Raw genomic sequence first — 25,817 nt, forward strand, 5'->3', positions numbered from 1 at the left:
CTACGCAGTCCCTGCCGTCCCATTGATCCGGTCGATCGCCTGGCGCGCCTGCTCCGCCGGCGGCCGGGACGGCAGGGAGGACACCGACGCCGAAGCCGTCACCGCCGGCGGCTGCTCCCCGGCCGGCTTCGCGTGCGAGGCCACCCGGGTCGACCGCAACCGGTGGCTCACCGCCTCCTCCAGTGTCACGGGCCGCCGCAACTGGGTGGCCAGCCGCCCGGCGTCCTGGCCGAGGCGGGCCACGTCCTCCCAGGGCAGCCGCACCACCAGCGTCAGCTCCGCCTCGCCGTCGGGCAGCGCGTGCATCGCGGGGGTAACTCGGTCGTTCATCGCCTGTTCCTCACGTCGGCCCCGCGACCCGCCTTCCCCGCGCCGCGAGCGGTTGCCGACACATACGCACGCCCGTGCGGCCGCGTTCACCGGTCCGGCCGATCGGGTTTTCGGCTCAGCGCAGGGTCCGCGTGTGCACGTGCTCCACGAGCCGGGTCAGCGCGTCCGGGTCCGTGGACGGCATGACGCCGTGGCCGAGGTTGAAGATGTGCCCGTCGAGGTCCTTCGCCGCATCCAGGACGTCGAGGGTCTTGGCCTCGACGGCCTCCGTCGGGGCGAACAGCACGGTCGGGTCGAGGTTGCCCTGGAGTGCCTTGCCGGGGCCGACCCGGCGGGCGGCCTCGTCCATCGGGACCCGCCAGTCGACGCCGACGACGTCCGCGCCGGCCTCGCTCATGAGACCCAGCAGCTCGCCGGTGCCGACGCCGAAGTGGATGCGCGGCACGCCGTAGCCGGCCACGGCCTCGAAGACCTTCGCCGACGCGGGCAGCACGGAGCGGCGGTAGTCGACGGGGGCGAGCGCTCCGGCCCAGGAGTCGAACAGCTGGACCGCCGAGGCGCCCGCCTCGATCTGCACCTTCAGGAACGCGGCGGTGATGTCCGCGAGGCGATCGAGCAGGTCGGCCCACAGCTCGGGGTCGCCGTACATCATCGCCTTGGCGTTCTCGTAGGTGCGGGACGGGCCGCCCTCGACGAGGTAGCTGGCGAGGGTGAAGGGGGCGCCGGCGAAGCCGATGAGGGGGGTGGCGCCGAGCTCACGGGTGAGCATGCCGATGGCCTCGGTGACGTAGGAGACGTCCTCGGGGGCCAGGTCGCGCAGCTGCGCGAGGTCCGCGCGGGTGCGGATCGGGTGCTCGACGACCGGGCCGACGCCGGGCTTGATGTCGAGGTCGATGCCGATGGCCTTGAGCGGGACGACGATGTCGCTGAAGTAGATCGCCGCGTCGACGCCGTGCCGGCGCACCGGCTGGAGGGTGATCTCGGTGACCAGTTCGGGCCGCATGCAGGACTCGAGCATGCCGATGCCCTCGCGCACCTTGCGGTACTCCGGCAGTGAGCGCCCGGCCTGCCGCATGAACCACACCGGTGTGTGCGGCACGGGCTCGCGCCGGCAGGCCTTGAGGAAGGCGGATGCGTACGGGGCGGACGGCTGCTGGGCCCGAGGGGCGTGGTTGGCACTCACGGGGCCAAGTTTCGCACGCTGCCGTACCGCGCGATTCAGCCCCTGGACGGGCGCGGGGTGTCTAGCCCGGCACCCGGGCTCCGGTCCCCGTAATCTTCCCGCATGGCTGCGGCTCAGGGACGACTGTCGGACGGCGCTGGCGGAATGGACGAAGCGAAGGACACCGAGAACGACCGGCGGGAGGCGGACTCCGCCCCGCTCCCCTTCCGGGCCGCCGTCGACGCGCTGAGGGCGGCGCGGCTGCGGCCCCAGATCGAGGTCGAGCCGACGCCCCCGCCGAAGCGGCTCGCCCCCTACTCCTACGCGCTGGAGGCCGCGGTCGTCGACGGCGACCAGGACCTGGCCGACGGCCGCCTGGTGCTGCTGCACGACCCGGCCGGGCACGATGCCTGGCGGGGCACGTTCCGGCTGGTGACGCTGGTGCGCGCGGAGCTGGAGCCGGAGATGGCGGCGGATCCGCTGCTGCCGGAGGTGTGCTGGTCCTGGCTGACCGGCGCGCTCCAGACGCGCGGACTGACGTACGGGGAGCCGAGCGGCACGGTCACGCGCGCCAGCTCCCACTACTTCGGCGGGTTGTCCGCGCGGCCGGCCGCCTCGCAGATCGAGATCCGTGCGTCGTGGACGCCGCGCGAGGGCCTGGGCGGGGTTCCGGACACGGCCGCCCATCTCGCGTCCTGGTGCGATCTGCTCGCCCAGATCGCCGGGCTGCCCCCGGCCGGGCCCGGGGACGCGTCGATCGTGACGCTGCCCCAGCGGCGAGGGTCACAGTCCCGCTGATCCACCCCTGACCGCCCCGCACTGATCGATCTTGTGCGGGGCGGTCAACCATGTCGTGCCGACGATCACACCTGCGTCCCCCTCTTGGCCGAATCACTTTGTCGATACGGCCACTTTCGACCGCGTAGCGACGCAGAGCGAAACCGTTCGACCTTCGAATGATCGACCGCGTGTCCGAATTGCACGGATTGTTATCACCGAATCGTGATCATTCTCTAAAGGCGGACGGGTTCGGTGCCGAAGACGACTGTGACCTTGAAAGCACGGTTCGTCCCGGCTTCACCCCCACGAGCCGGCCCCGTCCCGCACCCCAGGAGGCCTGGTGTCCGTTCTCCTCGAGCAGCCCGCAAGCCTGGTCGCCTACCGCCCGAACAAGCCGACCGCCATGGTGGTCGTGGCCGACCCGCGCGTCCGCTCCACCGTCACCCGCCATCTGTGGGCGCTCGGTGTGCGCGATGTCATCGAGGCCTCGTCCATCGCGGAGGCTCGTCCCCGCATCGGCAACCCCCGCGACATCTGTGTCGCCGACGTCCACCTGCCGGATGGCTCCGGCCTCACCCTGCTGTCGGAGACCCGCGCCGCGGGCTGGCCCAACGGGCTCGCCCTCTCCGCCGCCGACGACATCGGCGCCGTGCGCAACGCACTCGCCGGCGGGGTGAAGGGTTACGTCGTCACCGGCACCCGCACCAACGTCGGACTCCCCACCCGCCCGGGCGCCGCCCCCATCGGCGCCGCCGCCGCCCGTCTGCACCGCCGCCCCCCGGGTGCCCCGAGCCACCCGGGCGGTTACCGCGAACTGTCCGGCCGTGAGGTCGAGGTGCTGCGGCTGGTCGCCGAAGGCCAGTCGAACAAGGCGATCGGCGTCTCGATGGGGCTGTCCGCCCTGACCGTCAAGAGCCACCTCGCCCGCATCGCCCGCAAGCTCGGCACGGGCGACCGCGCCGGCATGGTCGCGGTGGCGCTGCGGACCGGGATCATCCACTGACCCGCGCCGCCGTGACCTCCCATGATCATTCGTCCACGTGAACGGGATCGGGCTCCGGCCCTGTTCACGTCACACACGGTTCGCGAACCCGCCGCTTCCCCGACATGACTGGTTTGCGACCCTGGGCCGCCCGCCGACGGAACGTTACGTCGGCGGGCGCTGTCCATACATGGATACCCTTGACATGTGACCGACGCCCACGACACCGCAGCAGACAGCCCACTGCGAACCACCGGAGGCGCTCCTCCGGACGACGGCGGATCTTCTGCTACGGAGGCGCCGACCCCTTTGCTGGAGCCGCGTGAGGGCATTCCGCCCGTCATCGCGGACGAGACCGCCCTGGCCCGGGTGATCGCCGCCTTCGAGGCGGGATCCGGGCCCGTCGCCGTCGACGCCGAGCGCGCGTCCGGCTACCGCTACGGGCAGCGCGCCTACCTCGTGCAGTTGCGCCGCGAGGGCGCCGGAACGGCCCTGATCGACCCCGTGGCCTGCCCCGACCTCTCCGCCCTCGGAGACGCCCTGTCCGGCGTCGAGTGGGTGCTGCACGCCGCCACCCAGGACCTGCCCTGCCTGCGCGAGATAGGCATGGTGCCGACGCGGCTGTTCGACACGGAGCTGGCCGGGCGGCTCGCCGGGTTCCCCCGGGTCGGTCTCGGCGCGATGGTCGAGAGCGTGCTGGGCTTCGTCCTGGAGAAGGGCCACTCCGCCGTCGACTGGTCGACCCGGCCCCTGCCCGAGCCCTGGCTGCGGTACGCGGCGCTGGACGTCGAGCTGCTCGTCGACCTGCGTGACGCGCTGGAGAAGGAGCTGGACCGGCAGGGCAAGCTGGAGTGGGCCCGCCAGGAGTTCGACGCGATCGCCTCGGCTCCGCCGCCCGAGCCCCGCAAGGACCCGTGGCGGCGTACGTCCGGTATGCACAAGGTGCGGCGACGACGGCAGCTGGCCGTCGTACGGGAGCTGTGGCAGACCCGGGACCGGATCGCGCAGCGGCGGGACGTGTCGCCGGGCAAGGTGCTCGGGGACGCGGCCATCGTGGAGGCCGCGCTGGCCCTTCCGGCGAGTGTGCAGGCGCTGGCCGCGCTGAACGGTTTCGGCCACCGCGTGGGCAAGCGGCAGCTGGAGCAGTGGCAGGCTGCGGTGGACCGGGCGAAGGCGCTGAGCGAGGCGCAGCTGCCGCAGCCGGGGTTGTCCGTGACCGGGCCTCCGCCGCCGCGGGCCTGGGCCGACAAGGACCCGGCGGCCGCGGCGCGGTTGTCCGCGGCCCGGGCCGGGGTGTCGGCGCTGGCCGAGCAGCTCGCCATGCCGCAGGAGAACCTGATCACGCCGGACACGGTGCGGCGGGTGTGCTGGGAGCCGCCGGCGGTGGTGGACGCCGGGTCGGTGGCGGCCGCCCTGGCCGGACATGGTGCGCGGCCGTGGCAGGTGGAGCAGGTGACGCCGGTGCTGGTGGAGGCCCTGTCCCCGAAGGAGGCCTGAGGAAGGCCGCTACTTCGTGGCCCCCCGGGTGAAACCGTTGTAGATGAACCGCTGGAGGAACAGAAAGACGATCAGAGTGGGGACGATGACGAGGATCGCTCCCGCCGAGATCGTCTCCCAGTGGGCGCCGAACGGGCCCTTGAAGCGGAACAGCGACGTCGAGATCACGCCAAGATCTTCGGAGGGCAGGTAGAGGAAGGGGATGTAGAAGTCGTTGTAGACGGTGATCCCCTTCACGATCACGACCGTCGCGATCGCCGGTTTCAGCAGCGGGAAGATGACCTTGCGGTAGACCGTGAAGGCGTTGGCCCCGTCGATGCGGGCCGACTCGTCCAGGGAGATCGGGATCGACCGGACGAACTGCAGGAAGATGTAGATCGAGACGATGTCCGTGCCCATGTAGAGGGCGATCGGCGCCCAGAGGCTGTCGAACATGCCGAAGCTGTTCACGATCTGGAAGGTGGCCACCTGGGTGGTCACTCCGGGGACCAGGGCGGCGACGAGGAACAGGGCCAGGACCGACGTACGGAAGCGGAACCGGAAGCGGTCGATGGCGTAGGCCGTCATCGACCCGATGAGGACGGTGCCGCCGATGGCCACGACCAGGATGATCGCGGTGTTGGCGAACGCCGAGAGCATCCGGCCGTCCTGGAACGCCGTCACGTAGTTGTGGAAGTTGAACGGGTCGTCGGGCAGCGTGAGCGCTCCGCTGCCGTCCGCCATCTCCCGCTCGGACTTGAGGGAGGTCAGCAGCACGGCGGCCAGCGGGAGCAGGACCACCGCGGTCGCGGCGATCAGCGACAGGTACACGAGGAGACGGCTCACCGCGCGGCGTGTCATACGAGGTCCACCTTGTCGTCGGGGGCGAGGCGCCGCTGCACCCAGGTCACCGCCAGGACGATCAGCAGCAGCACGACCGCGGCCGCCGAGGCGAGGCCCGTCTTGTTGAACTGGAAGGCGAGCTTCACGGTCTGGATCACGAACGTCTCGGTGCCGGTCGCGCCGCCGGTCATGATGTACGGGATCTCGAAGACCGACAGGGAGCCCGAGATCGACAGGATCACCGTCAGGGACAGGACCGGCTTGATGCCCGGCGCGATGATGTGGCGGAACTGGTGCCAGCGGTTCGCGCCGTCCAGCTCGGCCGCCTCGTACAGCTCCCCGGGGACCGACTGGATCGCCCCCAGGAAGAGGACGAAGTTCAGGCCCAGGTAGCGCCAGACGGAGACCGCCGCGAGGGACGTGTTCGCCGAGGTGGGGCTCCCCAGCCACGCTCGGTCCGTCTCCACTCCGAGCAGGCCCAGCATCGAGTCGAGGGTGCCGCCGTCCTGGAAGAAGTAGAGGAAGACGAACCCGATCGCCACGCCGTTGATCAGGTACGGGAAGAACAGCACGCCCTTGAAGAAGTTCCGGAAGCGGACGTTGAAGCTGAGGATCGTGGCGAAGTAGAGCGCGGCGACGATCTGGATCACGGAGGCCGCCAGGTAGTAGCCGCTGACCCAGAAGACCTCGAACAGCTCGGAGCGGGTGAAGAGTTCGGCGTAGTTCTCGGTGCCCGTGTAGTGCAGTTCGGGGCTCACTCCGTCCCAGTCGGTGAAGCTGTACGCGACCATGTTGGCGATCGGCGCGTAGGTGAAGACGATCAGCAGGGCGAGTGGGGCGAGCAGGAAGAGCCAGGGGGTGGCCCCGCGCCACCGACGGACCCGGCGCGGGGCGGGGGCCGGGGCGGTGGCCGCCCCCGCGGCGGCCGTGACGGCCGCCGTCTCGGTCGTGCCCGTCATCAGTACCCCAGCGACTTCTGGGTCTCGGTCCACTTCTCACCGAGGCCGTCCAGGTAGTCGTCCGGGTCGCCCTTCCTGGCACCGCGGGCCATGTCCACGAGTTCCTGGCGGTAGTCGGGCTTGTTGATGCCGACCTCGGACTGGTTTTCGATGGTCTTCACCTCGGCGCCCTTGCTGTCGTCGAGTTCGAGGAGCTTGACGCCCGCCTGCTCGTACGGCTTCAGGACGTCGGGCAGCGGGGCGTCCTTCAGCGGGGAGAGCGCCAGGTTGTCCCCGGCGTAGCCGGATTTCTCGGTGAACCAGTCGATCCAGGCCCGGGCGGCTTGCTTGTGCTCGGAGTGGATGTTGACGGCCTGGTTGTAGTCGGGTGACGTGACCGCGCAGAAGCTGCCGTCCTTCTGTGCGGGGAAGGGCATGAACCCGATGTCGTCCGGGTCGGTGCCGGCCTGCTTCGCCGCGCCGCGCATCTGGATGACCGCCCAGGAGCCGAGCCACATGGTGGCGATCTCGCCCTTGGCCAGCCGGGGCTTGGACGCCTCCCAGTTGGTGGTCGTCGGGTCCTTCTCGCTGAGCCCCTCGTGCACGATGTCGTACAGCAGGGTGTCGGCCACTCGCAGGTCGGCGCCCTCGGCCCAGGGATTGCCCTCGGCCAGCCTGGTGGTCGCCTGCTCGTCGCAGCTGACCGAGCCGTTCACCCCCGTCCACTGACTGAGCGGCCACTTGTCCTTGAAGTTGGTGTAGTAGGGGACCGCGTCGGTCTTCGACTTGATCGCCTTGAGCCCGGCGAGGAACTCATCCGGAGTGGTGGGCCAGTCGGTGACCCCCGCCTCGCTCCACACCCTCTTGTTGTAGATGAACCCGGGGACCGCGCCGAGCGGGCTCTGGCCGTAGACCTTGCCGCCGACGGCGGTGAAGTCCGTGAAGCGGTACTTCTTGCTCCGCTCCTCCCGGCTGCCCAGCGAGGCGAAGAACCGGGGGTAGTCCTTCTTCTGGATCACCGCGGGGATCATGAGGACGTCGCCGTAGTTCTCCGTGTTCATACGGATCTTGACTTCGCCCTCGTAGTCGGTGATGCCGTCGAACTCGACCTTCACCTTCGGGTACGTCCTGTTGAACTCGGCGGCGTACTTCTTCAGCGTCCCGTCCTGCACGAGGTCGGTCCGGTGGGTGAGCACGGTGATGGTCCCGTCGACCTGGGAGGGATCGTCGGGCGCCTCGGCGTCGGCGCCCTTCGAGGAGCCCCCGGTGCCGGTGCAGCCGGAGGCGAGCAGGGCGGCGCCCACGGCGAGGGCGAGGAGGGTACGGCGGTTCATGTGCGTCAGCTCCGTTCACGGAGGGGAACTCGGGACGGACGAGCACGTGCGGTATGGCTGATTCGGAACTCTGACAGCGTGTACTCAACCGGTAAAGTCCCAATCCCGCCAACGATGCGAAGCCGTCACTCGACTCTTCACTGAACCGGTTAAGGGAGTGGGCATGCTGGAGGTCACACCGCTCGGCGAGGGATGGATCCTGCGGCACGACTCGGACACGCTGCCGGCCACCGTGCCGGGCTGCGTGCACACCGATCTGATGGCGGCCGGGCGGATCCCGGACCCGTTCCTCGGCCGCAACGAGACCGAGGTGGCCTGGGTGGGGCGCCGCGACTGGACGTACGAGCGGGAGATCGGCGGCTCGTGGGGGCAGGAGCAGACCGACCTGGTCTTCGACGGGCTCGACACCGTCGCCGAGATCTCCCTGGACGGGCGCCTGCTGGGGAAGGTGCGCAACATGCACCGCTCGTACCGGTTCGACGTGACGGGCCTGTCCGGGCTGCTGTCCGTGCGGTTCGTCTCCGCCTACGCCGAGGCCGAGGCCGTGCGGAGCCGACTGGGCGAACGGCCCGCCGCCTACGCCGAGCCCTACCAGTACCTGCGCAAGATGGCCTGCTCCTTCGGCTGGGACTGGGGGCCGACCCTGGTGACGGCCGGGATCTGGCGGCCGGTGCGCCTGGAGCACTGGTCGACGGCCCGGATCGCCCGGGTGCGCCCGCTGGTCACCGTCGAGGAGGGCACGGGCGTCGTCGAGCTGGCCGTCGACGTCGAGCGGACCCGGGTGGAGGCGCCGCTCACCGTGGAGGCGACCGTCGCCGGGGTGCGGGCGCGGGCGGAGATCGACGGGGCGGGCGGGACCGTACGGCTGCGGGTGCCGGACGCGCGCCTGTGGTGGCCGCGCGGCTACGGGGAACAACCGCTCTACGACGTCGAGTTGAGGCTGCTGCACGGCGCGGACGAACTGGACGTGTGGCGGCGGCGCATCGGTTTCCGCAGCGTGGGACTGGACCGGCGGCCCGATGCGCACGGCACGGACTTCACCCTCGTCGTCAACGGCGAGCGGCTCTTCGCGCGGGGCGTCAACTGGATCCCGGACCACGTCTTCCCGTCCCGCATCACCCGCGAGCGCTACCGGCGGCGGCTGGAGCAGGCGGCCGGTGCCGGTGTGGACCTCGTGCGGATCTGGGGCGGTGGGATCTACGAGAGCGAGGACTTCTACGACGCCTGCGACGAACTCGGCCTGCTGGTCTGGCAGGACTTCCCGTTCGCCTGCGCGGCCTACCCGGAGGAGCAACCGCTGCGCGGCGAGGTGGAGGCCGAGGCGCGGGAGAACGTCGTACGGCTGATGCCGCATCCCTCGCTCGTGCTGTGGAACGGCAACAACGAGAACCTGTGGGGCTTCCGGGACTGGGAGTGGGAGCCGCGGCTGGCCGGGGACTCCTGGGGCGAGGGCTACTACCTGGGCCTCCTGCCGCGGGTGGTGGCCGAGTCGGACCCGACCCGGCCCTACACGGCGGGGAGCCCCTGGTCCGGTTCCTGGCGGCACCACCCGAACGACCCGGCGCACGGCACCCACCACTCGTGGGAGGTGTGGAACCGGGAGGACTACGCGGACTACCGGCTCAGCGTGCCCCGGTTCGTCGCGGAGTTCGGCTGGCAGGCGCCGCCCGCGTACGCCACCCTGCGCCGCGCCCTGCCCGGGGAGGAGCTCGCGCCGGACTCCCCCGGCATGCTGCACCACCAGAAAGCGGACGACGGCAACGGCAAGCTGGAGCGAGGGCTCCGGCGGCACTTCGCCCTGCCGGAGGGGGACTTCGACCGGTGGCACTACCTCACGCAGCTCAACCAGGCGCGGGCCGTCGCGGCCGGGATCGAGCACTGGCGCTCCCACTGGCCGGTGTGCGCGGGCACGATCGTCTGGCAGCTCAACGACTGCTGGCCGGTGACGTCCTGGGCGGCGATCGACGGGGACGGCCGGGAGAAGCCGCTGTACCACGAGCTGAAGCGGTTGTACGCGGACCGGCTGCTGACCATCCGGCCGGGGGACGGCGGGCTGGAGCTGGCCGCCGTCAACCAGGCAGCGGACGACTGGCGGGAAACGCTGACCCTGCGGCGGCTCTCCGTCGAGGGCGAGGTGCTGGGGCGGGCGGATGTCGAACTGACGGCCGCCAAGCGGACCGTGGCGCGTGTCGACGTACCGCGCGAGCTGGCGCCCGACGGGCCGAAGGAGTTCCTGGTCGCCGATGCGGGCAGGCTGCGGGCGGTGCACTTTCCCGTGCCCGACCGCGACGTCCCCTATCCCGCCCCGCGGTTCGACGTCGCCCTCACTCCGGACGGCATCACCGTGACCGCCCGCACCCTGGTCCGGGACCTGCTCCTGCAGGCCGACCGGCTGGAGCCCGGGGCGCGCGCCGACCGGGGCCTGGTCACGCTGCTGCCGGGCGAAGAGGTGACCATCGGCGTGCGCGGCTGGAAGACTCCGGACCCGGAGACCGCTCGTTCTGCCCTGTACTGCGTGGAGCCCACCCGATGACGGCAACGCCGACCCCTCGCGTCACCATCAAGGACGTCGCCGCGCGCGCCGGTGTGTCCAAGGGCGCGGTGTCCCTCGCCTTCAACCACAAGCCCGGTCTGTCGGAGGCCACCCGGGACCGGATCTTCCTCGCGGCCCGGGAGCTGGGCTGGGCGCCGAGCCTCACGGCGCGGACGCTGGCCGGATCGCGGGTGGACGTGGTCGGTCTCGCCGTGTGCCGGCCGGCGCGGGTGCTCGGCCTGGAGCCCTGGTACATGGAGTTCGTCTCGGGCGTGCAGAGCGTGCTGACCGAGCACTCCAGTTCGCTGCTGCTGCGACTCGTGCGGAACATGGACGAGGAGGTGGCCGTCCAGGGGGCGTGGTGGCGGGGTCGGCAGATCGGCGGGTCGATCCTCGTCGACTTCCGGGCCGACGACCCCCGTCCGGCCCTGGCGGAGCGCCTGGGGATGCCGGTGGTCGCCGTCGGGCACCCCTCGCTGACCGGGGGGCTCACCTCGGTGTGGACGGACGACGCCACGGCCGTGACGGAGGCGGTGCGGTATCTGGCCGCGCTCGGGCACCGGCGGGTCGCCCGGGTGGGCGGGGCGGCGGAGCTCGGGCACACGGCGATCCGGACGGCCGCGTTCGACGAGGCGGCCGGGGCACTGGCACTGGCCGGGGCGTGGCAGGTCGCGACGGACTTCTCGGGGGACGCGGGGGCGCGGGCGACCCGGTCGCTGCTGACCGCCGCGCCGGGCGACCGGCCGACGGCGATCGTGTACGACAACGACATCATGGCGGTGGCGGGGCTGTCGGTGGCGGCGGAGATGGGGCTGCGGGTGCCTCAGGACGTGTCGCTGCTGGCCTGGGACGACTCGCAGTTGTGCCGACTGACGCACCCGACCCTGTCGGCGATGAGCCATGACGTGCACGGGTTCGGGGCGGAGGTGGCCCGGACGCTGTTCTCGGTGCTCACCGGGGGTGAGGCCGGGTCGCATCCGGTGCCCACTCCCGTGCTGACTCCCCGGGGCTCCACGGCACCGCCGAAGGTGTGACCTTCACCGCTCCCCCTGTCAGGACTGTGCAGCTACGTTACTCATAAGTAGCATGGAGTCTGAGCGCGCGCTCAGCGCATCGCAGCAGCAATGCAGATCCTGACCCTGGAGGAGAGCCATCGTGCCTCGTACCGTCAGGGACGTCGTCTTCGTCGACGGCGTCCGCACCCCGTTCGGCAAGGCGGGCCCGAAGGGCATCTACCACGAGACCCGTGCCGACGACCTCGTCGTGAAGGCGATCCGGGAGCTGCTGCGCCGCAACCCCGGACTCGACCCGAAGAAGATCGACGAGGTCGCCATCGCCGCGACCACGCAGATCGGTGACCAGGGCCTGACCATCGGCCGCACCGCCGGGATCCTCGCCGGTCTCCCGCAGTCCGTGCCGGGCTACTCCATCGACCGCATGTGTGCCGGCGCCCTGACGGCCGTCACCTCGGTCGCCGGTTCCGTCGCCTTCGGCGCCTACGACATCGCCGTCGCGGGCGGTGTCGAGCACATGGGCCGCCACCCGATGGGTGAGGGCGTGGACCCGAACCCGCGGTTCGTCTCCGAGAAGCTGGTCGACGAGTCGGCCCTGTTCATGGGCATGACCGCGGAGAACCTGCACGACCGTTACCCCCAGATCACCAAGCTGCGCGCCGACGAGTACGCCGTGCGCTCCCAGGAGAAGGCCGCCAAGGCGTACGCCAACGGCAAGATCCAGGCCGACCTGGTGCCGATCTCGGTCCGCCGCACCTCCCCCGAGGCCGGTGAGACGGGCTGGGGCCTGGTCACCGCCGACGAGCCGATGCGACCGGGCACGACCCTGGAGAACCTCTCCGGCCTGAAGACCCCGTTCCGCGTCCACGGCCGGGTCACCGCGGGCAACGCGGCCGGTCTGAACGACGGCGCCACCGCCTCGCTCATCGCCTCCGAGGAGTTCGCGCGGGAGCACGACCTCCCCGTGAAGATGCGCCTGGTCTCCTACTCCTTCGCGGGCGTCGAGCCGGAGGTCATGGGCTACGGCCCGATCCCGGCGACGGAGAAGGCGCTGGCCCAGGCCGGACTGTCGATCTCCGACATCGGCCTGTTCGAGATCAACGAGGCCTTCGCCGTCCAGGTGCTGGCCTTCCTCGACCACTACGGCATCGCCGACGACGACGAGCGCGTCAACCAGTACGGCGGCGCCATCGCCTTCGGCCACCCGCTGGCCTCCTCCGGCGTCCGCCTGATGACGCAGCTGGCCCGCCAGTTCGAGGAGCAGCCGCACGTCCGCTACGGCCTGACCACCATGTGCGTCGGCTTCGGCATGGGCGCGACGGTCATCTGGGAGAACCCGCATTTCGAGGGGGACAAGTGAGCACCACCGCCGAGCTTTTGAAGCAGGCTTCCGAGCTGTTCCCGGACGAGGTCGTCACGAGTGCGCACGTACGCCACTTCGACCTCCCCCTGGGCGCTGGCCGCTTCGCCCTGATCACCCTGGACAACGGCCACGACCACACCAAGCCGACCACCTTCGGCCCGGCCTCGCTGGCGAACCTGAACACCGCCATCGACCAGGTGGAGAAGGAGGCGGCGGACGGCGAGGTCATCGGCGTCGGCATCACCGGCAAGCCGTTCATCTTCGCGGTCGGCGCCGACCTCAAGGGCGTGGAGATCCTCAAGGAGCACGAGCACGCGCTCGCCATCGGCAAGGGCGGCCACGAGGTCTTCAAGCGGCTGTCGAAGCTGGCCGTGCCGACCTTCGCGTACTACAACGGCGCCGCGATGGGCGGCGGTGTCGAGGTCGGCCTGCACTGCACCTACCGCACCGTCTCCGCGGCCGTGCCGGCGTTCTCCCTGCCCGAGGTCTTCCTCGGCCTGGTGCCCGGCTGGGGCGGCTGCACGCTGCTGCCGAACCTGATCGGCCCCGAGAAGGCCGTCTCGGTGATCATCGAGAACAGCCTCAACCAGAACAAGCAGCTCAAGGGCAAGCAGGTCTACGAGCTCGGGATCGCCGACGCGATCTTCGAGGGCGCGGACTTCCTGGAGCAGTCGCTGATCTGGACCGCCGCCGTCCTCAAGGGCGAGCTGGAGATCGAGCGCCCGGTGATCGACCGCGGCGAGGCCTGGGACCAGGCCGTCGCCAAGGGCCGCTTCATCGCGGACTCCAAGGTGCACGGCGCCGCCCCGGCCGCCTACCGCGCCCTGGACATCATCGCCGCCGCCAAGAACGGCGACCTGCAGCAGGGCTACGACGCCGAGGACCAGGCCCTCGCCGACCTCATCATGGGCGGTGAACTGCGCGCCGGCATCTACGCCTTCAACCTGGTGCAGAAGCGCGGCAAGCGCCCGGCCGGCGCCCCGGACAAGTCCCTGGCCCGCCCGGTCACCAAGGTCGGTGTCGTCGGCGCCGGTCTGATGGCCTCCCAGCTCGCGCTGCTGTTCCTGCGCCGCCTGGAGGTGCCGGTCGTGCTGACCGACATCGACCAGGAGCGCGTCGACAAGGGTGTGGGCTACGTCCACGCCGAGATCGACAAGCTGCTCGGCAAGGGCCGTATCAACCAGGACAAGGCCAACCGCCTCAAGGCGCTGGTGTCCGGTGTGCTGGACAAGGCCGAGGGCTTCGCGGACGCGGACTTCATCATCGAGGCCGTGTTCGAGGAGATGGGCGTCAAGCAGACGGTGTTCGCGGAGGTCGAGGCCGTCGCCCCGGCGCACGCGATTTTCGCCACCAACACCTCCTCGCTGTCGGTGTCGGAGATGGCGTCGAAGCTGAAGCACCCCGAGCGGGTCGTCGGCTTCCACTTCTTCAACCCGGTCGCGGTGCTGCCGCTGCTGGAGATCGTGCGCGGCGAGCAGACCGACGACGCCTCCCTGGCCACGGCGTTCGGTGTCGCCAAGAAGCTGAAGAAGACCGCGGTCCTCACCAAGGACGCCCCGGCGTTCGTCGTGAACCGCATCCTGACCCGCTTCATGGGCGAGATCCAGAACGTCATCGACGAGGGCACCCCCGTCGAGGTCGCCGAGAAGGCCGTAGAGCCGCTCGGTCTGCCGATGTCGCCGCTGGTCCTGCTGGAGCTGGTCGGCCCGGCGATCGGCCTGCACGTGTCCGAGACGCTCAACAAGGCGTTCCCGGACCGCTTCACGGTCTCCCCGAACCTCAAGGCGGTCGTCGAGGCGGGCAAGCGCGGCTTCTACGTCTACGACAGCGGCAAGCCCGAGCTCGACCCCGAGGTCGCCGCGCTCCTGAAGCAGGGCGACACCGTCCTGACGGAGGAGCAGGTCCGCGACCGGGTCCTGGACGCGGTGGCGCAGGAGATCGGCATCATGCTCGACGAGGGCGTCGTCGCCGAGGCCCAGGACATCGACCTCTGCCTCATCACGGGCGCCGGCTGGCCCTTCCACCTGGGCGGCATCACGCCGTACCTGGACCGCGAGGGTGTCTCCGAGCGCGTGAACGGCAAGACGTTCCTGGCCCAGGGCGTCGCGAGCGTCCCGGCGTAACGCGTTACCCCTGAGGGGGGTGGGGCGTACGGTGACAATCCGTGCACCCGCCCCCCTTTGTGCATGCCGCCGCAGACAGGATCCGCACACCATCCTGTTTCGGCTGCCCGAGGGGGTTTGTAGCTGCTGCCGCTGAAGTGTGTTCAAGAGTGTTCTGGTGAGCGGGAGTGAGCGTTGGTGGTCTGTGTCGTGCTGTGAGCCGCACGGGTGGCGCCGGCTTTCCGTCGGGAACTGACGTTCTCGCCCCGAATGCGTGACCTTCTACGGGAACTGCTCGTTGGGCGCGGTGACGGGTTCTTCGGGTGGGGTCGGGGCGGGGGTGACGGGTGGGTGGGCTGACGAGTGTGGCGCCGTCGTTCGTCGCGTCCGGTCCCAGTGGTGTGGCCATCCGGACCCGCCTCAAGGACTTGGCACCAGACGATGAGAAGGTGCTGCGGCTGGTGGGTGCGCATCTGGGGTCGCTGGCTTCGAAGGACCTCAAAGCCCGCTGCCGGGACGGCGTGGAGCATTCCGCTGAGACGTGGGCGGTGCGCAAGCGGGAGCTGACGCCGGTTTCGTCGTCGCGCTGGGCCGGGGCGATCACCAAGGCGTCGCACGACCAGTGGGCGCTGGCCCGCCGCTGCCAGCTGGCCCACATTCAGAACCTGGAAGCCGGCATCCGCACCATCGGGCACCGGCTGTCCCAGCCGATCGGACAGAAGGCAACCAAGCATGCCCCGGGCGGTTACCGGTCGAGGCGGGAGTGGCACGCGAAGTCCCGGCGGCTGCAGGTGCTTGAGGACCGGCTGGCCGCCGCGCGGGCCGACCGCGAGGCCGGACTCGTGCACGTCGTGCGCGGAGGCAAGAGCCTGGCCTGCACCCGGCACCACCTGGAGGCTGCCGGGCTCGCAAAGTCCGCGTGGCGCCGGGGTTGGGAGGCCGAGCGCTGGTTCTGCCAGGCGGACGGTGAGTCCGGCAAGCGGCACGGCAACGAGACGATCCGCGTAAGCCCCGACGGCGAAGTGAGCATCAAACTCCCCGCGCCACTGGCGCATCTGGCGAACGCCCCGCACGGCCGCTACCTCCTGGCCTGCCGGGTCGCGTTCGCGCACCGGGGCACCGAGTGGGCCGACCGCGTCGCAGCCAACCGGGCGATCGCTTACCGCATCCACCTGGATACGGGTCGGGACCGCTGGTATGTGACCGCCTCCTGGCAGCTCCCGCCCACCCCCACCCTCCCCATGGGGGCGGCGCTCGCCCAGGGCGTGATCGGTGTCGACATGAACGCCGACCACCTCGCTGCCTGGCGTCTGGACGTGCACGGCAACCCGATTGACGCCCCGCGCCGCTTCTTCTACGACCTGACTGGCACCGCCGAGCACCGCGACGCCCAGGTCCGCCACGCCCTCACCCGCCTCCTGCACTGGGCGAAGACCTGCGGCGTCCGGGCCATCGCGGTTGAGGACCTGGACTTCGGTGCGGAGAAGACCCGGGAGAAACACGGCCGCCAGAAACGCTTCCGGCGACTGATCTCCGGCATGCCCACCGGGAAGCTCCGTGCCCGGCTGACCTCGATGGCCGACTCCACGGGCATCGCGGTCATCGCCGTGGACCCTGCCTACACCAGCCGATGGGGCGCCCAGCACTGGCAGAAACCCCTCACCACGACAACCCGCAAAACCACTCGCCATGACGCGGCCGCCGTGGCGATCGGAAGGCGCGCCCAGGGACACCCGATCCGGCGACGGACGACACCGCCCTCTGCTCACCGGAGTGATGAGCAGGGGCATCGGAGCGTCCAGGCCCGACCAGGAGTCCTCGGGCGTGAGGGAACCCGCCCCCGCATCCCCGGACCACGGACAAGATCCCTGCCGCCCGGACGCGGAGCGAACTCGGGCAACCAGAACGCCCAACACCGTTCGGGGCGTTCGGCTGAGCATGGGTTCTGGCAACAGGACTCACTCCCGCTCAGTCTCTAGGAACGGTCAGAGCTCCCTCCAGGCCTCCAGCGCGAGCCCCGGCTCGTCCTTGCGGCGGGTGAGCAGCACGGTCCCCGTCGAGGGCGAGAGGGAGGCGGCGACGACCTCGTCGTGCTCGTCGAGCGCCACCGACACCATGGCGTCGGCGGGCAGCCGAGGGCCGGACTCGGTCCACCAGGCACCGGCCGACTCCTGCTCGGTCGGATACGCGGCGAAGGCGACCCGTCCGGTCGCCGACCGCTGCGCGAGCACGGTGCAGTCGTGCCCCTCGATCTCACACCGCACCGCGGAGACCGGGCCGGGGCCGGCGGCCGTCAGGAGGGTCACCGGCTTCTCACCGGGGCGCCAGGCGCACAGGTCCCCCGAGTCGTCGGTGAAGAAGAGGGTGGTCCGGTCGGCGGACGTGGCGAGCGCACGGAGGGTCCCGGGACGGACGGGGACGTCGACGCCCTCGGCCGGCACCGGCTTCTTGCCGTCCCCCTCCTGCCGCCAGCGCAGGATCCCGCCGGGCACGCAGGCGTAGACCTCGACGAACCCCGACTCCCCCGTCACGGCGGCCAATTCCCCCTCGACGTCCTGCCCTCCGAGGTTCAGCCAGCCTCCCCAGCCGCCCTTGACCTTTTGGTTGCGCAGGCTCACCCCGCCGCCCTGGTTCCGGACGAAGACATAACCGCGTCCCGCACCGTCGACGGCGACGGCCGGCGGGCCCGTCCGCTCGCCCTTCTGGTCCGGGTGCCCGATCGGAATCCAGTCCAGGGGCGCGAGACCCGGCCGGAAGTGCGTGGAGTGCACGAGTCCGGACTCCCCCGGCACGGTGGGCCGCCAGGCGGCCAGGTGGGCGTACCCGTCGGTGCCCTGGCCGACCGCCGCGCCCGGGTGCAGCTTCTGGCCGCCGCCGACGGTGCGTGGAGCGTCCTCCCAGAGGCCGGCGGGGCCTCGTTCCGCACGGCACAGGACGGCGTCGCCGGAGGGCAGATAGACAGTGAGGCGGCCGTCGCGGCCGCGGATGAGCCAGTCGCCGTTCACCTGTTCACTTTATGCGGCCGACGGGGCCCGGTGCGCCCGCCGGCCCCTGCCTCGGGTCCATCCGCCGTGCGACCCTGGCCACATGAACGTCAACGCGCCTGTCCTCGTGGTCGTCGACGCCGCGAACGTCGTCGGATCGGTGCCGGACGGGTGGTGGCGGGACCGTCGGGGCGCGGCGGAACGGCTGCGGGACCGGCTGGCGTCCGAGGGGGTTCCCGCTGTCCCCGGCCCGGCGGAGATCGTCCTGGTGGTGGAGGGAGCGGCGCGGGGGGTGGAGTCCGTGCCGGGGGTGCGGGTGTCGTCGGCGCCGGGCGACGGGGACGACCACGTCGTCGAGGTGGTGGCGTCGGCCGGTGACCGTTCCGTCCTGGTGATCACGGCGGACCGCGAACTGCGGAGGCGGGTCGGGGAACTGGGGGCGGAGGTGGCGGGGCCGCGGTCCGTCCGCCCGTGACCGCTGGACGTCGATGCCGGGGCGGGGTGAGTGCCACCCCCGGCGCCGCGCGGTGCCACCCGAGCTCTTGTACCGCCGGCGCCCTGGCGGCACGCAGGCCCGCAGGCCGAACTGACCGGCACCCGCGTTATCGGGGGTCCGCCCGCAGGTCGGCGCGTCAACGGGGGTCGGTACGCGACCCCATCGAGCCGTCCCGAGGTCGGACACCCCCGAGGCGGCCCCGACCCCGTCGCGGCGCGAAGGCGAAGCGGCCCGGTGGAGGCTACGGCGCGCCGTCGCCCACGCTCGGCTCTTCCTCCCCCGCCCCGCTGCGGGCGAGGCGGCTGTGGCCGCGGCCGTACACGAAGTAGACGAGGAAGCCGGCGGCCATCCAGATGGCGAAGCGGACCCACGTCTCGGCGGGAAGGTTGATCATCAGCCACAGCGAGGCGCACACCGACAGGATCGGGATGACCGGCACCCACGGGGTGCGGAAGGCCCGGGGCAGGTCGGGGCGGCTCTTGCGGAGGATGATCACACCGATGGCGACGACCACGAAGGCGAACAGCGTGCCGATGTTGACCAGCGCGGCCAGCTCCGTCAGCGGCGTGAACCCGGCGAGGACGGCGATGATCACACCGAGCAGGATCGTCGGCCGGTGCGGTGTCTTGAACCGCGGGTGGACGCGCGAGAAGAAGCGCGGCAGCAGGCCGTCGCGGCTCATAGCGAAGAACACACGCGTCTGACCGAGCAGCAGGATCATGCACACGGTCGTCAGGCCGACCGCGGCGCCGAAGCTGATGAAGCCCGCGTACCAGGGATGCCCGGTGGCCTTGAACGCGTCGGCGAGGGGGGCGTCGACGGACAGTTGGCTGTAGTGCTGCATGCCGGTGACGACGATCGAGACGAGGACGTACAGCGTCGTGCAGATGACGAGGGAGCCGAGGATGCCGCGCGGCATGTCGCGCTGCGGGTTCTTGGTCTCCTCGGCGGCCGTGGCCACGACGTCGAAGCCGATGAAGGCGAAGAACACGACCGAGGCGGCGGTGAAGATGCCCATCACGCCGAAGTTGGAGGGCGCCCAGCCGAACATCAGCTGGATCAGCGGGGAGTCGAGACTCGCCCCGGCCTCCACGGGCTGCGCCTTCGGGATGAACGGGTCGTAGTTGTCGGCCTTGATGAGGAACGCGCCCGCGATGATGACGACGAGGACGACCGTCACCTTGATGGCGACGACGATCGACGTGATCCGCGCGGACAGCTTCATGCCGACCACGAGGATGCCGGTGAGGACCAGGACCAGCGCGGCGGCGAGGATGTCGAAACCGAAGGTGTCGGCGCCCTCCCTGCTGCCCAGGGCCGCGGGCATCACCCAGCCCGCGTTGTCCATGAGCGACTGGATGTAGCCGGACCAGCCGACGGCCACCACCGCCGTGCCGAGTGCGAACTCCAGAACCAGGTCCCAGCCGATGATCCAGGCGGGCAGTTCACCGAGGGAGGCGTACGAGAACGTGTAGGCGGACCCGGCGACCGGGACCGTGGAGGCGAACTCGGCGTAACAGAGGGCGGCCAGGGCGCAGGCGACGCCGGCCACCACGAACGCCAGAGCCGTGGCCGGCCCGGCGTTGTTCTTGGCGACTGTGCCGGTGAGAACGAAGATGCCCGTACCGATGATCACACCGACGCCGAAGACGGTCAGATCCAGCGCGGACAAGGACTTCTTGAGCGCGTGTTCTGGCTCCTCGGTGTCAAGGATGGACTCCTCGACCTTCTTCGTCCGGAAGAGGGTACTGCTCACGGGGTTACCTCCCACGCTCGTCGTCCTCGCCATGATCGAGAGGTGGCATCACCCGTATGCCCCGGCACGGACGAATTCACGCCAATGGGCCGGTTCCACCACCTTCTTGGTGGGGAAACCGGCCCATCCGGTACTCGTTCGGCCGCATCGGCCCCGTCGGCCGGGGTCAGTCGCGCGCGCTCTCCACGGCGTCCGCGGCACTGCGGCCGGTGGGGAGTCCGTCCAGCTTGGCGACCAGGCCGGTCACCTGCCGGGCGATGTCCGGCGCGGTCAGACCGATCTCGGCCAGGACCTCGGCGCGGGAGGCGTGGTCGAGGAAGCGCGGCGGGATGCCGAAGTCCCGCAGCGGCACGTCCACGCCCGCGTCGCGCAGCGCCTGGGCGATCGTCGAACCGACGCCACCGACCCGGCTGTTGTCCTCGACGGTGACGACCACGCGGTGCTGTTCGGCGAGCGGCGCCATGGCCTCGTCGACGGGTTTGACCCAGCGCGGGTCGACGACGGTCGTGGAGATGCCCTGCTTGTCGAGCAGACCGGCGATCTCCAGGCACATCGGCGCGAGGGCACCGACGGAGACCAGCAGCACGTCCGGCCGGTCGGTGCCGGGCTCCCGCAGGACGTCCATGCCGCCGACGCGCCGCACGGCGGGCACGGCGGGGCCGACGGCGCCCTTGGAGAAGCGGACCACGGTCGGCGCGTCGTCGACGGCGACGGCCTCGCGCAGTTGGGCGCGCACCTGGTCGGCGTCGCGCGGCGCGGCCAGCCGCAGCCCCGGGACGACCTGAAGGATCGACATGTCCCACATGCCGTTGTGGGAGGCCCCGTCGGTGCCGGTGACACCGGCCCGGTCGAGCACGAAGGTGACGCCGCACTTGTGCAGGGCCACGTCCATCAGCACCTGGTCGAAGGCGCGGTTGAGGAACGTGGCGTACACGGCGAACACCGGGTGCACGCCGCCCGTGGCCAGACCGGCCGCGGAGACGGCGCCGTGCTGCTCGGCGATGCCGACGTCGTAGACGCGCTTGGGGAAGCGCTTGGCGAACTTGTCCAGGCCCACCGGCTGGAGCATGGCCGCCGTGATGGCGACGATGTCCTCGCGCTCCTCGCCGAGTTTGACCATCTCCTCGCCGAAGACGGACGTCCAGTCGGCTCCGGCGCTGGCGATCGGCAGGCCGGTGTCGGGGTGGATCTTGCCGACGGCGTGGAAACGGTCCGCCTCGTCCTGGAGGGCGGGCTGGTAGCCGCGGCCCTTCTCGGTGAGGCAGTGCACGATGACCGGCCCGCCGAACCGCTTGGCCTTGGCGAGCGCCGACTCCAGAGCCTCCAGGTCGTGCCCGTCGATCGGGCCGACGTACTTCAGGCCGAGGTCCTCGAACATGCCCTGCGGGGCGATGAAGTCCTTCAGCCCCTTCTTGGCGCCGTGCAGGGTGTCGTAGAGCGGCCGTCCGACGACGGGCGTGCGCTCCAGGACCTCCCTGGTGCGGGCCAGGAACCGCTCGTAGCCGTCGGTGGTGCGCAGGGTCGCCAGGTGGTTGGCGAGGCCGCCGATGGTCGGCGCGTAGGAGCGCTCGTTGTCGTTGACGACGATGACGAGCGGGCGGTCCTTGGCGTCGGCGATGTTGTTCAGCGCCTCCCAGGCCATGCCGCCGGTCAGCGCCCCGTCACCGATCACGGCCACGACGTGGTCGTCGCGCTCCAGGATCTGGTTGGCCTTGGCGATGCCATCGGCCCAGCCGAGGACGGTCGAGGCGTGCGAGTTCTCGATGACGTCGTGCTCGGACTCGGCCTGCGAGGGGTAACCCGACAGGCCGCCCTTCATCTTCAGCTTCGAGAAGTCCTGACGGCCGGTGAGCAGCTTGTGGACGTAGGACTGGTGGCCGGTGTCCCAGAGCACCTTGTCCTTGGGCGAGTCGAAGACCCGGTGCAGGGCGATGGTGAGCTCCACCACGCCGAGGTTGGGGCCGAGGTGTCCGCCGGTCTTGGAGACCGCTTCCACAAGGAAGGTCCGGATCTCCTCCGCCAGCTGGTTCAGCTCCTCCAGGTTGAGCCGGTCCAGATCGCGCGGTCCCCTGATGCGGGTCAGCAGCGGCACCCGTGCCTCCTTGCAGTAGAGCTGTTGCCGGGCTTGTCGAGTCTAATGTTCCGCCGCGGCGGAAGGCGTCCGGGCGGTGCGTCGTACGTCACCCGATGTGCCGTACCCGGTTACGGCCCGCTCCATGACACGGCTGTGCCCGGCACCCCTGGGGTGCCGGGCACGGCTTCCGGACGGCCGTCGGCGGCGTTACGCGCGACCCGCCGTCCGCTGGGTCTTGCGGGTGACCGAGTCGATGACCACGGTCGCCAGCAGCACGCCACCGGTGATCATGTACTGGACCGGCGCTCCGGTGCCCTGGAGGGCCAGGCCGTACTGGATCGAGGTGATCACCATGACACCGAGCAGGGCGTTCCAGATGCGGCCGCGGCCGCCGAAGAGGCTGGTGCCGCCGATGACGGCCGCCGCGATGACGTTCATCAGCAGGTCACCGGCGCCGGCGCTCTGGTTTGCGGCCGCGATCTTGGAAGCCCAGAAGAGGCCGCCGATCGCGGCGAACAGGCCCGCGAGGGCGAACACCGAGACACGGACCGCGACGACGTTGATGCCCGCGCGGCGGGACGCCTCGACGCTGCCGCCGAGCGCGAACACCTTGCGGCCGTACGAGGTGCGGCGCACCAGGAAGTCCATGCCGACCAGGACGACGAGGAACAGCAGCAGGGCCAGGGGCAGGCCCTTGTACTGGTTGAACATGACCGCGGCGGCGTAGGCGACGACGGCCAGCAGACCGGTGCGCAGCAGAATGTCGCTCAGCGGCCGGGACGGGACCCCGGCGGCCTCCCGGCGGCGGCTGTCGAAGAAGGCGGAGAGGAAGTAGGCCGCGACGGCGAGCGTGGCCAGGCCGTACGCGGCGGCGACGTCGGAGAAGTAGTACGTGGTCAGCTGCCCGACCACGCCCTCGCTGTCGAGGTTGATGGTGCCGTTCTGGCCCAGCAGCTGGAGCATGAAGCCGTTCCAGAACAGCAACCCCGCCAGGGTGACCGCGAAGGCCGGTGCCCCGATCCTGGCGAAGAAGAAGCCGTGCAGGGCGCCGATCGCCGCGCCGCCGACGACGGCGATCACCAGGGCGAGCCATTCGTTCACGCCGTGGGTGATGGAGAGGACGGCGAAGACGGCACCGGAGACACCGCTGACCGAGCCGACCGACAGGTCGATCTCCCCGAGCAGCAGCACGAAGATGATGCCGACCGACATCATGCCGGTCGCGACCATGGCGACGGAGATGTCGTTGAGGTTCTTCGCGGACAGGAAGGCCGAGTTCAGACTCTGGAACGTGACGCAGATGACGACCAGGCCGACGACGACCGGGATGGAGCCCAGGTCACCGCCGCGGATCTTGCGCTTGAACTCGGTGAGGTAGCCGGCGAAGCCCTGCTCCCGAACGAGCAGCCGGGGGTCGACGGCGGTGTCGGAGCCGGGGGCGGCCTCGGGGTTCTCCACGACGTGCCCGTCGGTGGGCGTGGAGGTCTTTTCGATGCTCACTTCTGAGCCTCCCCGTTGGTGCGCGCCGCACGGCGGGTCACGGCGTTGTCCGTGGCACCGGTGATGGCGGAGATGATCTCTTCCTGTGAGGTCGACTTGACCTCGAAGACACCGTTGTTGCGCCCGAGGCGCAGCACGGCGACCTTGTCCGCGACCGCCTTCACGTCGGCCATGTTGTGGCTGATGAGCACCACGGCGTGGCCGCGCTCACGGAGCCGCTCGACCAGGTCGAGGACCTGTGCGGTCTGCTCCACGCCGAGCGCCGCGGTCGGCTCGTCGAGGATGACCAGCTTCGGCTCGCCGAGCATGGAGCGGGCGATGGCCACGGTCTGGCGCTGACCGCCGGAGAGCGAGGCGATCGGGATGCGGACGCTGGGGATGCGGATCGACAGCGTGTCGAGCAGCTCGCGCGAGCGGCGCTCCATCTCGACCTCGTCGAGGACGCCGCGGCGGCGCAGTTCCCGGCCCAGGAACAGGTTGCCGACGACGTCGATGTTGTCGCACAGCGCGAGGTCCTGGTAGACGGTCGCGATGCCCAGGTTCTGGGCGTCGTGCGGCTTGTTGATCGATACGGCCTTGCCCTCCCACTCGATGACGCCGTCATCGATGGGGTGCACGCCGGCGATCGTCTTGACCAGCGTGGACTTTCCGGCGCCGTTGTCGCCGACCAGGGCGACCACTTCACCGGCATGGACCTCAAGCTCTACGTCGGTGAGCGCCTGGACGGCACCGAATCGCTTGGAGACCCCGCGCAACGCCAGCACGGGCGTAGCGGACACGTGAATCATCTCCTTCGCCGCCTGACCCGGCGGAAGGTAGTGCAGAAGAGTTGGGGGTTCCGTCCGGCGCCCCGCCTAGCTTGCGGGGCTGGTGTGTGCGGGGCGCCGGAGGAGCTGTGCGCGGTCGTCCCGCAGGCCTGGTGACCTGCGGGACGACCGTCGGACCGTTTAGTTGAGGCCGATCTTGTCGCAGGCGGCCTTGTACTTGGCGGTGCAGATCTCGTTGACGGTGTAGACGCCGTCCTTGATGACGGTGTCCTTGATGTTGTCCTGGGTCAGCGAGACGACCGGGACGAGCACGGAGGGGACGCCCTTGGTGGTGGGGCTGTCGACCTTGTCCTTGGCGACGGAGTCGAGCGACTCGCCGTGGGCCAGCGCGACCGCCATCTTGGCGGCGGCCTCGGCCTCGGGGGCGTACGGCTTGTAGACGCTCATGTACTGCTCGCCGGCGACGATGCGCTGCACACCGGCGAGTTCGGCGTCCTGGCCGGTCACGGGCGGCAGCTTGTCGAAGCCGCCGGCCTTGAGCGCGGTGATGATACCGCCGGCCATGCCGTCGTTGGCGGAGTAGACGCCGACGATCTTGTCCTTGCCGAGGGCGGAGATGGCGCCCTCCATGTTCTTGTTGGCGTTCTCCGGCTTCCACTCCTTGGTGTCGTACTCCTTGCCGATCTTCACCTTGCCGTCGAGGACGGAGTGGGCGCCCTTCTTGAACAGGGCGGCGTTCGGGTCGGTGATCGACCCGTTCATCATGACGATCTGCCCGTCCTCGGCCTTGTCGCCCAGGGCCTTGAGCAGGGCCTCGCCCTGGGTCTTGCCGACCTGCTCGTTGTCGAACGAGGTGTAGGCGTCGATCGGGCCCTCGGCCAGGCGGTCGTAGGCGACGACCGGGATGCCGGCGTCCTTGGCCTTCTTCACCGAGTTGGCGATGGCCTTGGCATCCACGGCGTCCAGGATGAGCACGTCCACCTTGTTGGTGATCATGGTCTCGACCTGCTGGTTCTGGGTCGTGGCGTCCTGCTTGGCGTTGGCGTAGACGACCTCGCCCTTGTTGTTCGTCAGCTCCTTGATCTGCTTCTCGATCAGGGGCCGGTCGAACTTCTCGTAACGCGCGGTCTGGTTCTCCGGGAGCAGGAGACCGACCTTGATGTTGTCGCCCTTCTTGGCGGCCGCGTCCGACGAGGAGTCACTGCCACCGTCGGCCTCCTTGGCGCTGCCACAGGCGGCGAGGGAAACGGCCATGGCCGTGGCGGCAACGGCGAAGACGGTGCGGCGCATACGGGTGTTCACTTCTAGAAACCTCCCTGACGAGGCCGCGACATTGCGACCGAGGTGGCTGGAAGTCAACTCGGCCACACGTGCGACGTCAAGA

At 70.4% G+C, this 25,817-nt stretch carries 19 protein-coding genes and 1 pseudogene; 9 read left to right on the top strand and 11 right to left on the bottom strand.

Annotated features, from left to right (window positions below):
• Both QNO09_RS13745 and hemE read right to left on the bottom strand, forming a co-directional pair.
• A complete protein-coding gene (locus QNO09_RS13745; RefSeq protein WP_031134473.1) occupies window positions 1-330 on the bottom strand; it encodes a hypothetical protein in 330 nt (109 codons plus the stop codon).
• A 115-nt stretch (window positions 331-445) separates the two neighbouring features.
• Window positions 446-1,513 carry a uroporphyrinogen decarboxylase gene (gene hemE, locus QNO09_RS13750; RefSeq protein ID WP_283970435.1) on the bottom strand — a complete coding sequence of 356 codons (1,068 nt, stop codon included), beginning with the start codon at window positions 1,511-1,513 and terminating at the stop codon, window positions 446-448.
• Between the two features lie 102 nt (window positions 1,514-1,615).
• On the opposite strand from hemE, the gene QNO09_RS13755 reads away from it, so the two are divergent.
• The 3 genes from QNO09_RS13755 (at window position 1,616) to QNO09_RS13765 (ending at window position 4,751) form a co-directional block, all read left to right on the top strand.
• Window positions 1,616-2,290, top strand: a complete 675-nt coding sequence (locus QNO09_RS13755; protein ID WP_283970436.1) for a DUF3000 domain-containing protein — start codon at window positions 1,616-1,618, stop codon at window positions 2,288-2,290.
• Window positions 2,291-2,612: 322 nt separating this feature from the next.
• Entirely contained in the window at window positions 2,613-3,275 is a 663-nt protein-coding gene (locus QNO09_RS13760; protein WP_003993737.1) for a response regulator transcription factor, read from the top strand.
• Window positions 3,276-3,461: 186 nt separating this feature from the next.
• Window positions 3,462-4,751, top strand: coding sequence for a ribonuclease D (locus tag QNO09_RS13765; RefSeq protein WP_283970437.1), 1,290 nt, complete (start codon window positions 3,462-3,464; stop codon window positions 4,749-4,751).
• Window positions 4,752-4,760: 9 nt separating this feature from the next.
• Here QNO09_RS13765 and QNO09_RS13770 read toward each other — a convergent pair whose 3' ends face one another.
• From QNO09_RS13770 to QNO09_RS13780, 3 genes are read right to left on the bottom strand one after another with little or no spacing between them, the layout of a single operon-like run.
• Window positions 4,761-5,591, bottom strand: a complete 831-nt coding sequence (locus tag QNO09_RS13770) for a carbohydrate ABC transporter permease (protein WP_283970438.1) — start codon at window positions 5,589-5,591, stop codon at window positions 4,761-4,763.
• On the bottom strand, window positions 5,588-6,532 hold the full coding sequence (locus QNO09_RS13775) for a carbohydrate ABC transporter permease (RefSeq protein WP_283970439.1): 945 nt from the start codon (window positions 6,530-6,532) through the stop codon (window positions 5,588-5,590). The genes QNO09_RS13770 and QNO09_RS13775 overlap by 4 nt, the downstream gene beginning before the upstream one ends.
• Entirely contained in the window at window positions 6,532-7,845 is a 1,314-nt protein-coding gene (locus tag QNO09_RS13780) for an ABC transporter substrate-binding protein (protein ID WP_283970440.1), read from the bottom strand. Before QNO09_RS13780 ends, QNO09_RS13775 begins: the two co-directional genes overlap by 1 nt.
• A 163-nt stretch (window positions 7,846-8,008) precedes the next feature.
• On the opposite strand from QNO09_RS13780, the gene QNO09_RS13785 reads away from it, so the two are divergent.
• The 5 genes and pseudogenes from QNO09_RS13785 (at window position 8,009) to QNO09_RS13805 (ending at window position 16,835) form a co-directional block, all read left to right on the top strand.
• Window positions 8,009-10,378 (top strand): glycoside hydrolase family 2 protein, encoded by a 2,370-nt coding sequence (locus QNO09_RS13785; RefSeq protein WP_283970441.1) that lies wholly within the window; start codon window positions 8,009-8,011, stop codon window positions 10,376-10,378.
• On the top strand, window positions 10,375-11,412 hold the full coding sequence (locus QNO09_RS13790) for a LacI family DNA-binding transcriptional regulator (protein WP_283970442.1): 1,038 nt from the start codon (window positions 10,375-10,377) through the stop codon (window positions 11,410-11,412). The genes QNO09_RS13785 and QNO09_RS13790 overlap by 4 nt, the downstream gene beginning before the upstream one ends.
• Before the next feature lie 121 nt (window positions 11,413-11,533).
• On the top strand, window positions 11,534-12,751 hold the full coding sequence (locus tag QNO09_RS13795) for a thiolase family protein (RefSeq protein WP_283970443.1): 1,218 nt from the start codon (window positions 11,534-11,536) through the stop codon (window positions 12,749-12,751).
• Complete coding sequence (locus QNO09_RS13800; protein ID WP_283970444.1) at window positions 12,748-14,877, top strand: 3-hydroxyacyl-CoA dehydrogenase NAD-binding domain-containing protein; 2,130 nt, start codon at window positions 12,748-12,750, stop codon at window positions 14,875-14,877. The genes QNO09_RS13795 and QNO09_RS13800 overlap by 4 nt, the downstream gene beginning before the upstream one ends.
• A 326-nt stretch (window positions 14,878-15,203) precedes the next feature.
• A pseudogene (locus QNO09_RS13805) lies at window positions 15,204-16,835 on the top strand (nuclease/transposase family protein).
• Between the two features lie 6 nt (window positions 16,836-16,841).
• Here the strand turns inward: QNO09_RS13805 and QNO09_RS13810 are convergent.
• The gene (locus tag QNO09_RS13810; RefSeq protein ID WP_283970446.1) at window positions 16,842-17,861 is read right to left on the bottom strand and encodes a hypothetical protein; all 1,020 of its coding nucleotides are present in this window, start codon (window positions 17,859-17,861) and stop codon (window positions 16,842-16,844) included.
• An 82-nt stretch (window positions 17,862-17,943) separates the two neighbouring features.
• Here QNO09_RS13810 and QNO09_RS13815 point away from each other — a divergent pair, with 82 nt between their 5' ends.
• Window positions 17,944-18,315, top strand: coding sequence for a PIN domain-containing protein (locus QNO09_RS13815; RefSeq protein ID WP_283970447.1), 372 nt, complete (start codon window positions 17,944-17,946; stop codon window positions 18,313-18,315).
• 262 nt (window positions 18,316-18,577) lie between these two features.
• Here the strand turns inward: QNO09_RS13815 and QNO09_RS13820 are convergent, their stop codons facing one another.
• From QNO09_RS13820 to QNO09_RS13840, 5 genes are all read right to left on the bottom strand, one after another.
• Window positions 18,578-20,092 (bottom strand): amino acid permease, encoded by a 1,515-nt coding sequence (locus tag QNO09_RS13820; protein ID WP_283970448.1) that lies wholly within the window; start codon window positions 20,090-20,092, stop codon window positions 18,578-18,580.
• 166 nt (window positions 20,093-20,258) lie between these two features.
• Window positions 20,259-22,184 carry a 1-deoxy-D-xylulose-5-phosphate synthase gene (gene dxs / locus QNO09_RS13825; protein ID WP_283970449.1) on the bottom strand — a complete coding sequence of 642 codons (1,926 nt, stop codon included), beginning with the start codon at window positions 22,182-22,184 and terminating at the stop codon, window positions 20,259-20,261.
• Between the two features lie 189 nt (window positions 22,185-22,373).
• Window positions 22,374-23,666 (bottom strand): sugar ABC transporter permease, encoded by a 1,293-nt coding sequence (locus tag QNO09_RS13830; protein ID WP_283970450.1) that lies wholly within the window; start codon window positions 23,664-23,666, stop codon window positions 22,374-22,376.
• Window positions 23,663-24,454, bottom strand: coding sequence for an ATP-binding cassette domain-containing protein (locus tag QNO09_RS13835; protein WP_283970451.1), 792 nt, complete (start codon window positions 24,452-24,454; stop codon window positions 23,663-23,665). The genes QNO09_RS13830 and QNO09_RS13835 overlap by 4 nt, the downstream gene beginning before the upstream one ends.
• Before the next feature lie 159 nt (window positions 24,455-24,613).
• Window positions 24,614-25,723, bottom strand: coding sequence for a substrate-binding domain-containing protein (locus QNO09_RS13840; protein ID WP_283970587.1), 1,110 nt, complete (start codon window positions 25,721-25,723; stop codon window positions 24,614-24,616).
• Between the last annotated feature and the right edge of the window lie 94 nt (window positions 25,724-25,817).

It is taken from the genome of Streptomyces sp. 378 (assembly GCF_030124145.1).
In the GTDB taxonomy this organism is placed as follows: domain Bacteria; phylum Actinomycetota; class Actinomycetes; order Streptomycetales; family Streptomycetaceae; genus Streptomyces.

Bases quoted from the DNA above. Each gene is read 5' to 3' on its own strand.
- QNO09_RS13745 (WP_031134473.1), bottom strand. From the start codon at position 330: ATGAACGACCGAGTTACCCCCGCGATGCACGCGCTGCCCGACGGCGAG.
- QNO09_RS13755 (WP_283970436.1), top strand. From the start codon at position 1,616: ATGGCTGCGGCTCAGGGACGACTGTCGGACGGCGCTGGCGGAATGGAC.
- QNO09_RS13770 (WP_283970438.1), bottom strand. From the start codon at position 5,591: ATGACACGCCGCGCGGTGAGCCGTCTCCTCGTGTACCTGTCGCTGATC.
- QNO09_RS13775 (WP_283970439.1), bottom strand. From the start codon at position 6,532: ATGACGGGCACGACCGAGACGGCGGCCGTCACGGCCGCCGCGGGGGCG.
- QNO09_RS13780 (WP_283970440.1), bottom strand. From the start codon at position 7,845: ATGAACCGCCGTACCCTCCTCGCCCTCGCCGTGGGCGCCGCCCTGCTC.
- QNO09_RS13785 (WP_283970441.1), top strand. From the start codon at position 8,009: ATGCTGGAGGTCACACCGCTCGGCGAGGGATGGATCCTGCGGCACGAC.
- QNO09_RS13790 (WP_283970442.1), top strand. From the start codon at position 10,375: ATGACGGCAACGCCGACCCCTCGCGTCACCATCAAGGACGTCGCCGCG.
- QNO09_RS13815 (WP_283970447.1), top strand. From the start codon at position 17,944: ATGAACGTCAACGCGCCTGTCCTCGTGGTCGTCGACGCCGCGAACGTC.
- QNO09_RS13835 (WP_283970451.1), bottom strand. From the start codon at position 24,454: ATGATTCACGTGTCCGCTACGCCCGTGCTGGCGTTGCGCGGGGTCTCC.
- QNO09_RS13840 (WP_283970587.1), bottom strand. From the start codon at position 25,723: ATGCGCCGCACCGTCTTCGCCGTTGCCGCCACGGCCATGGCCGTTTCC.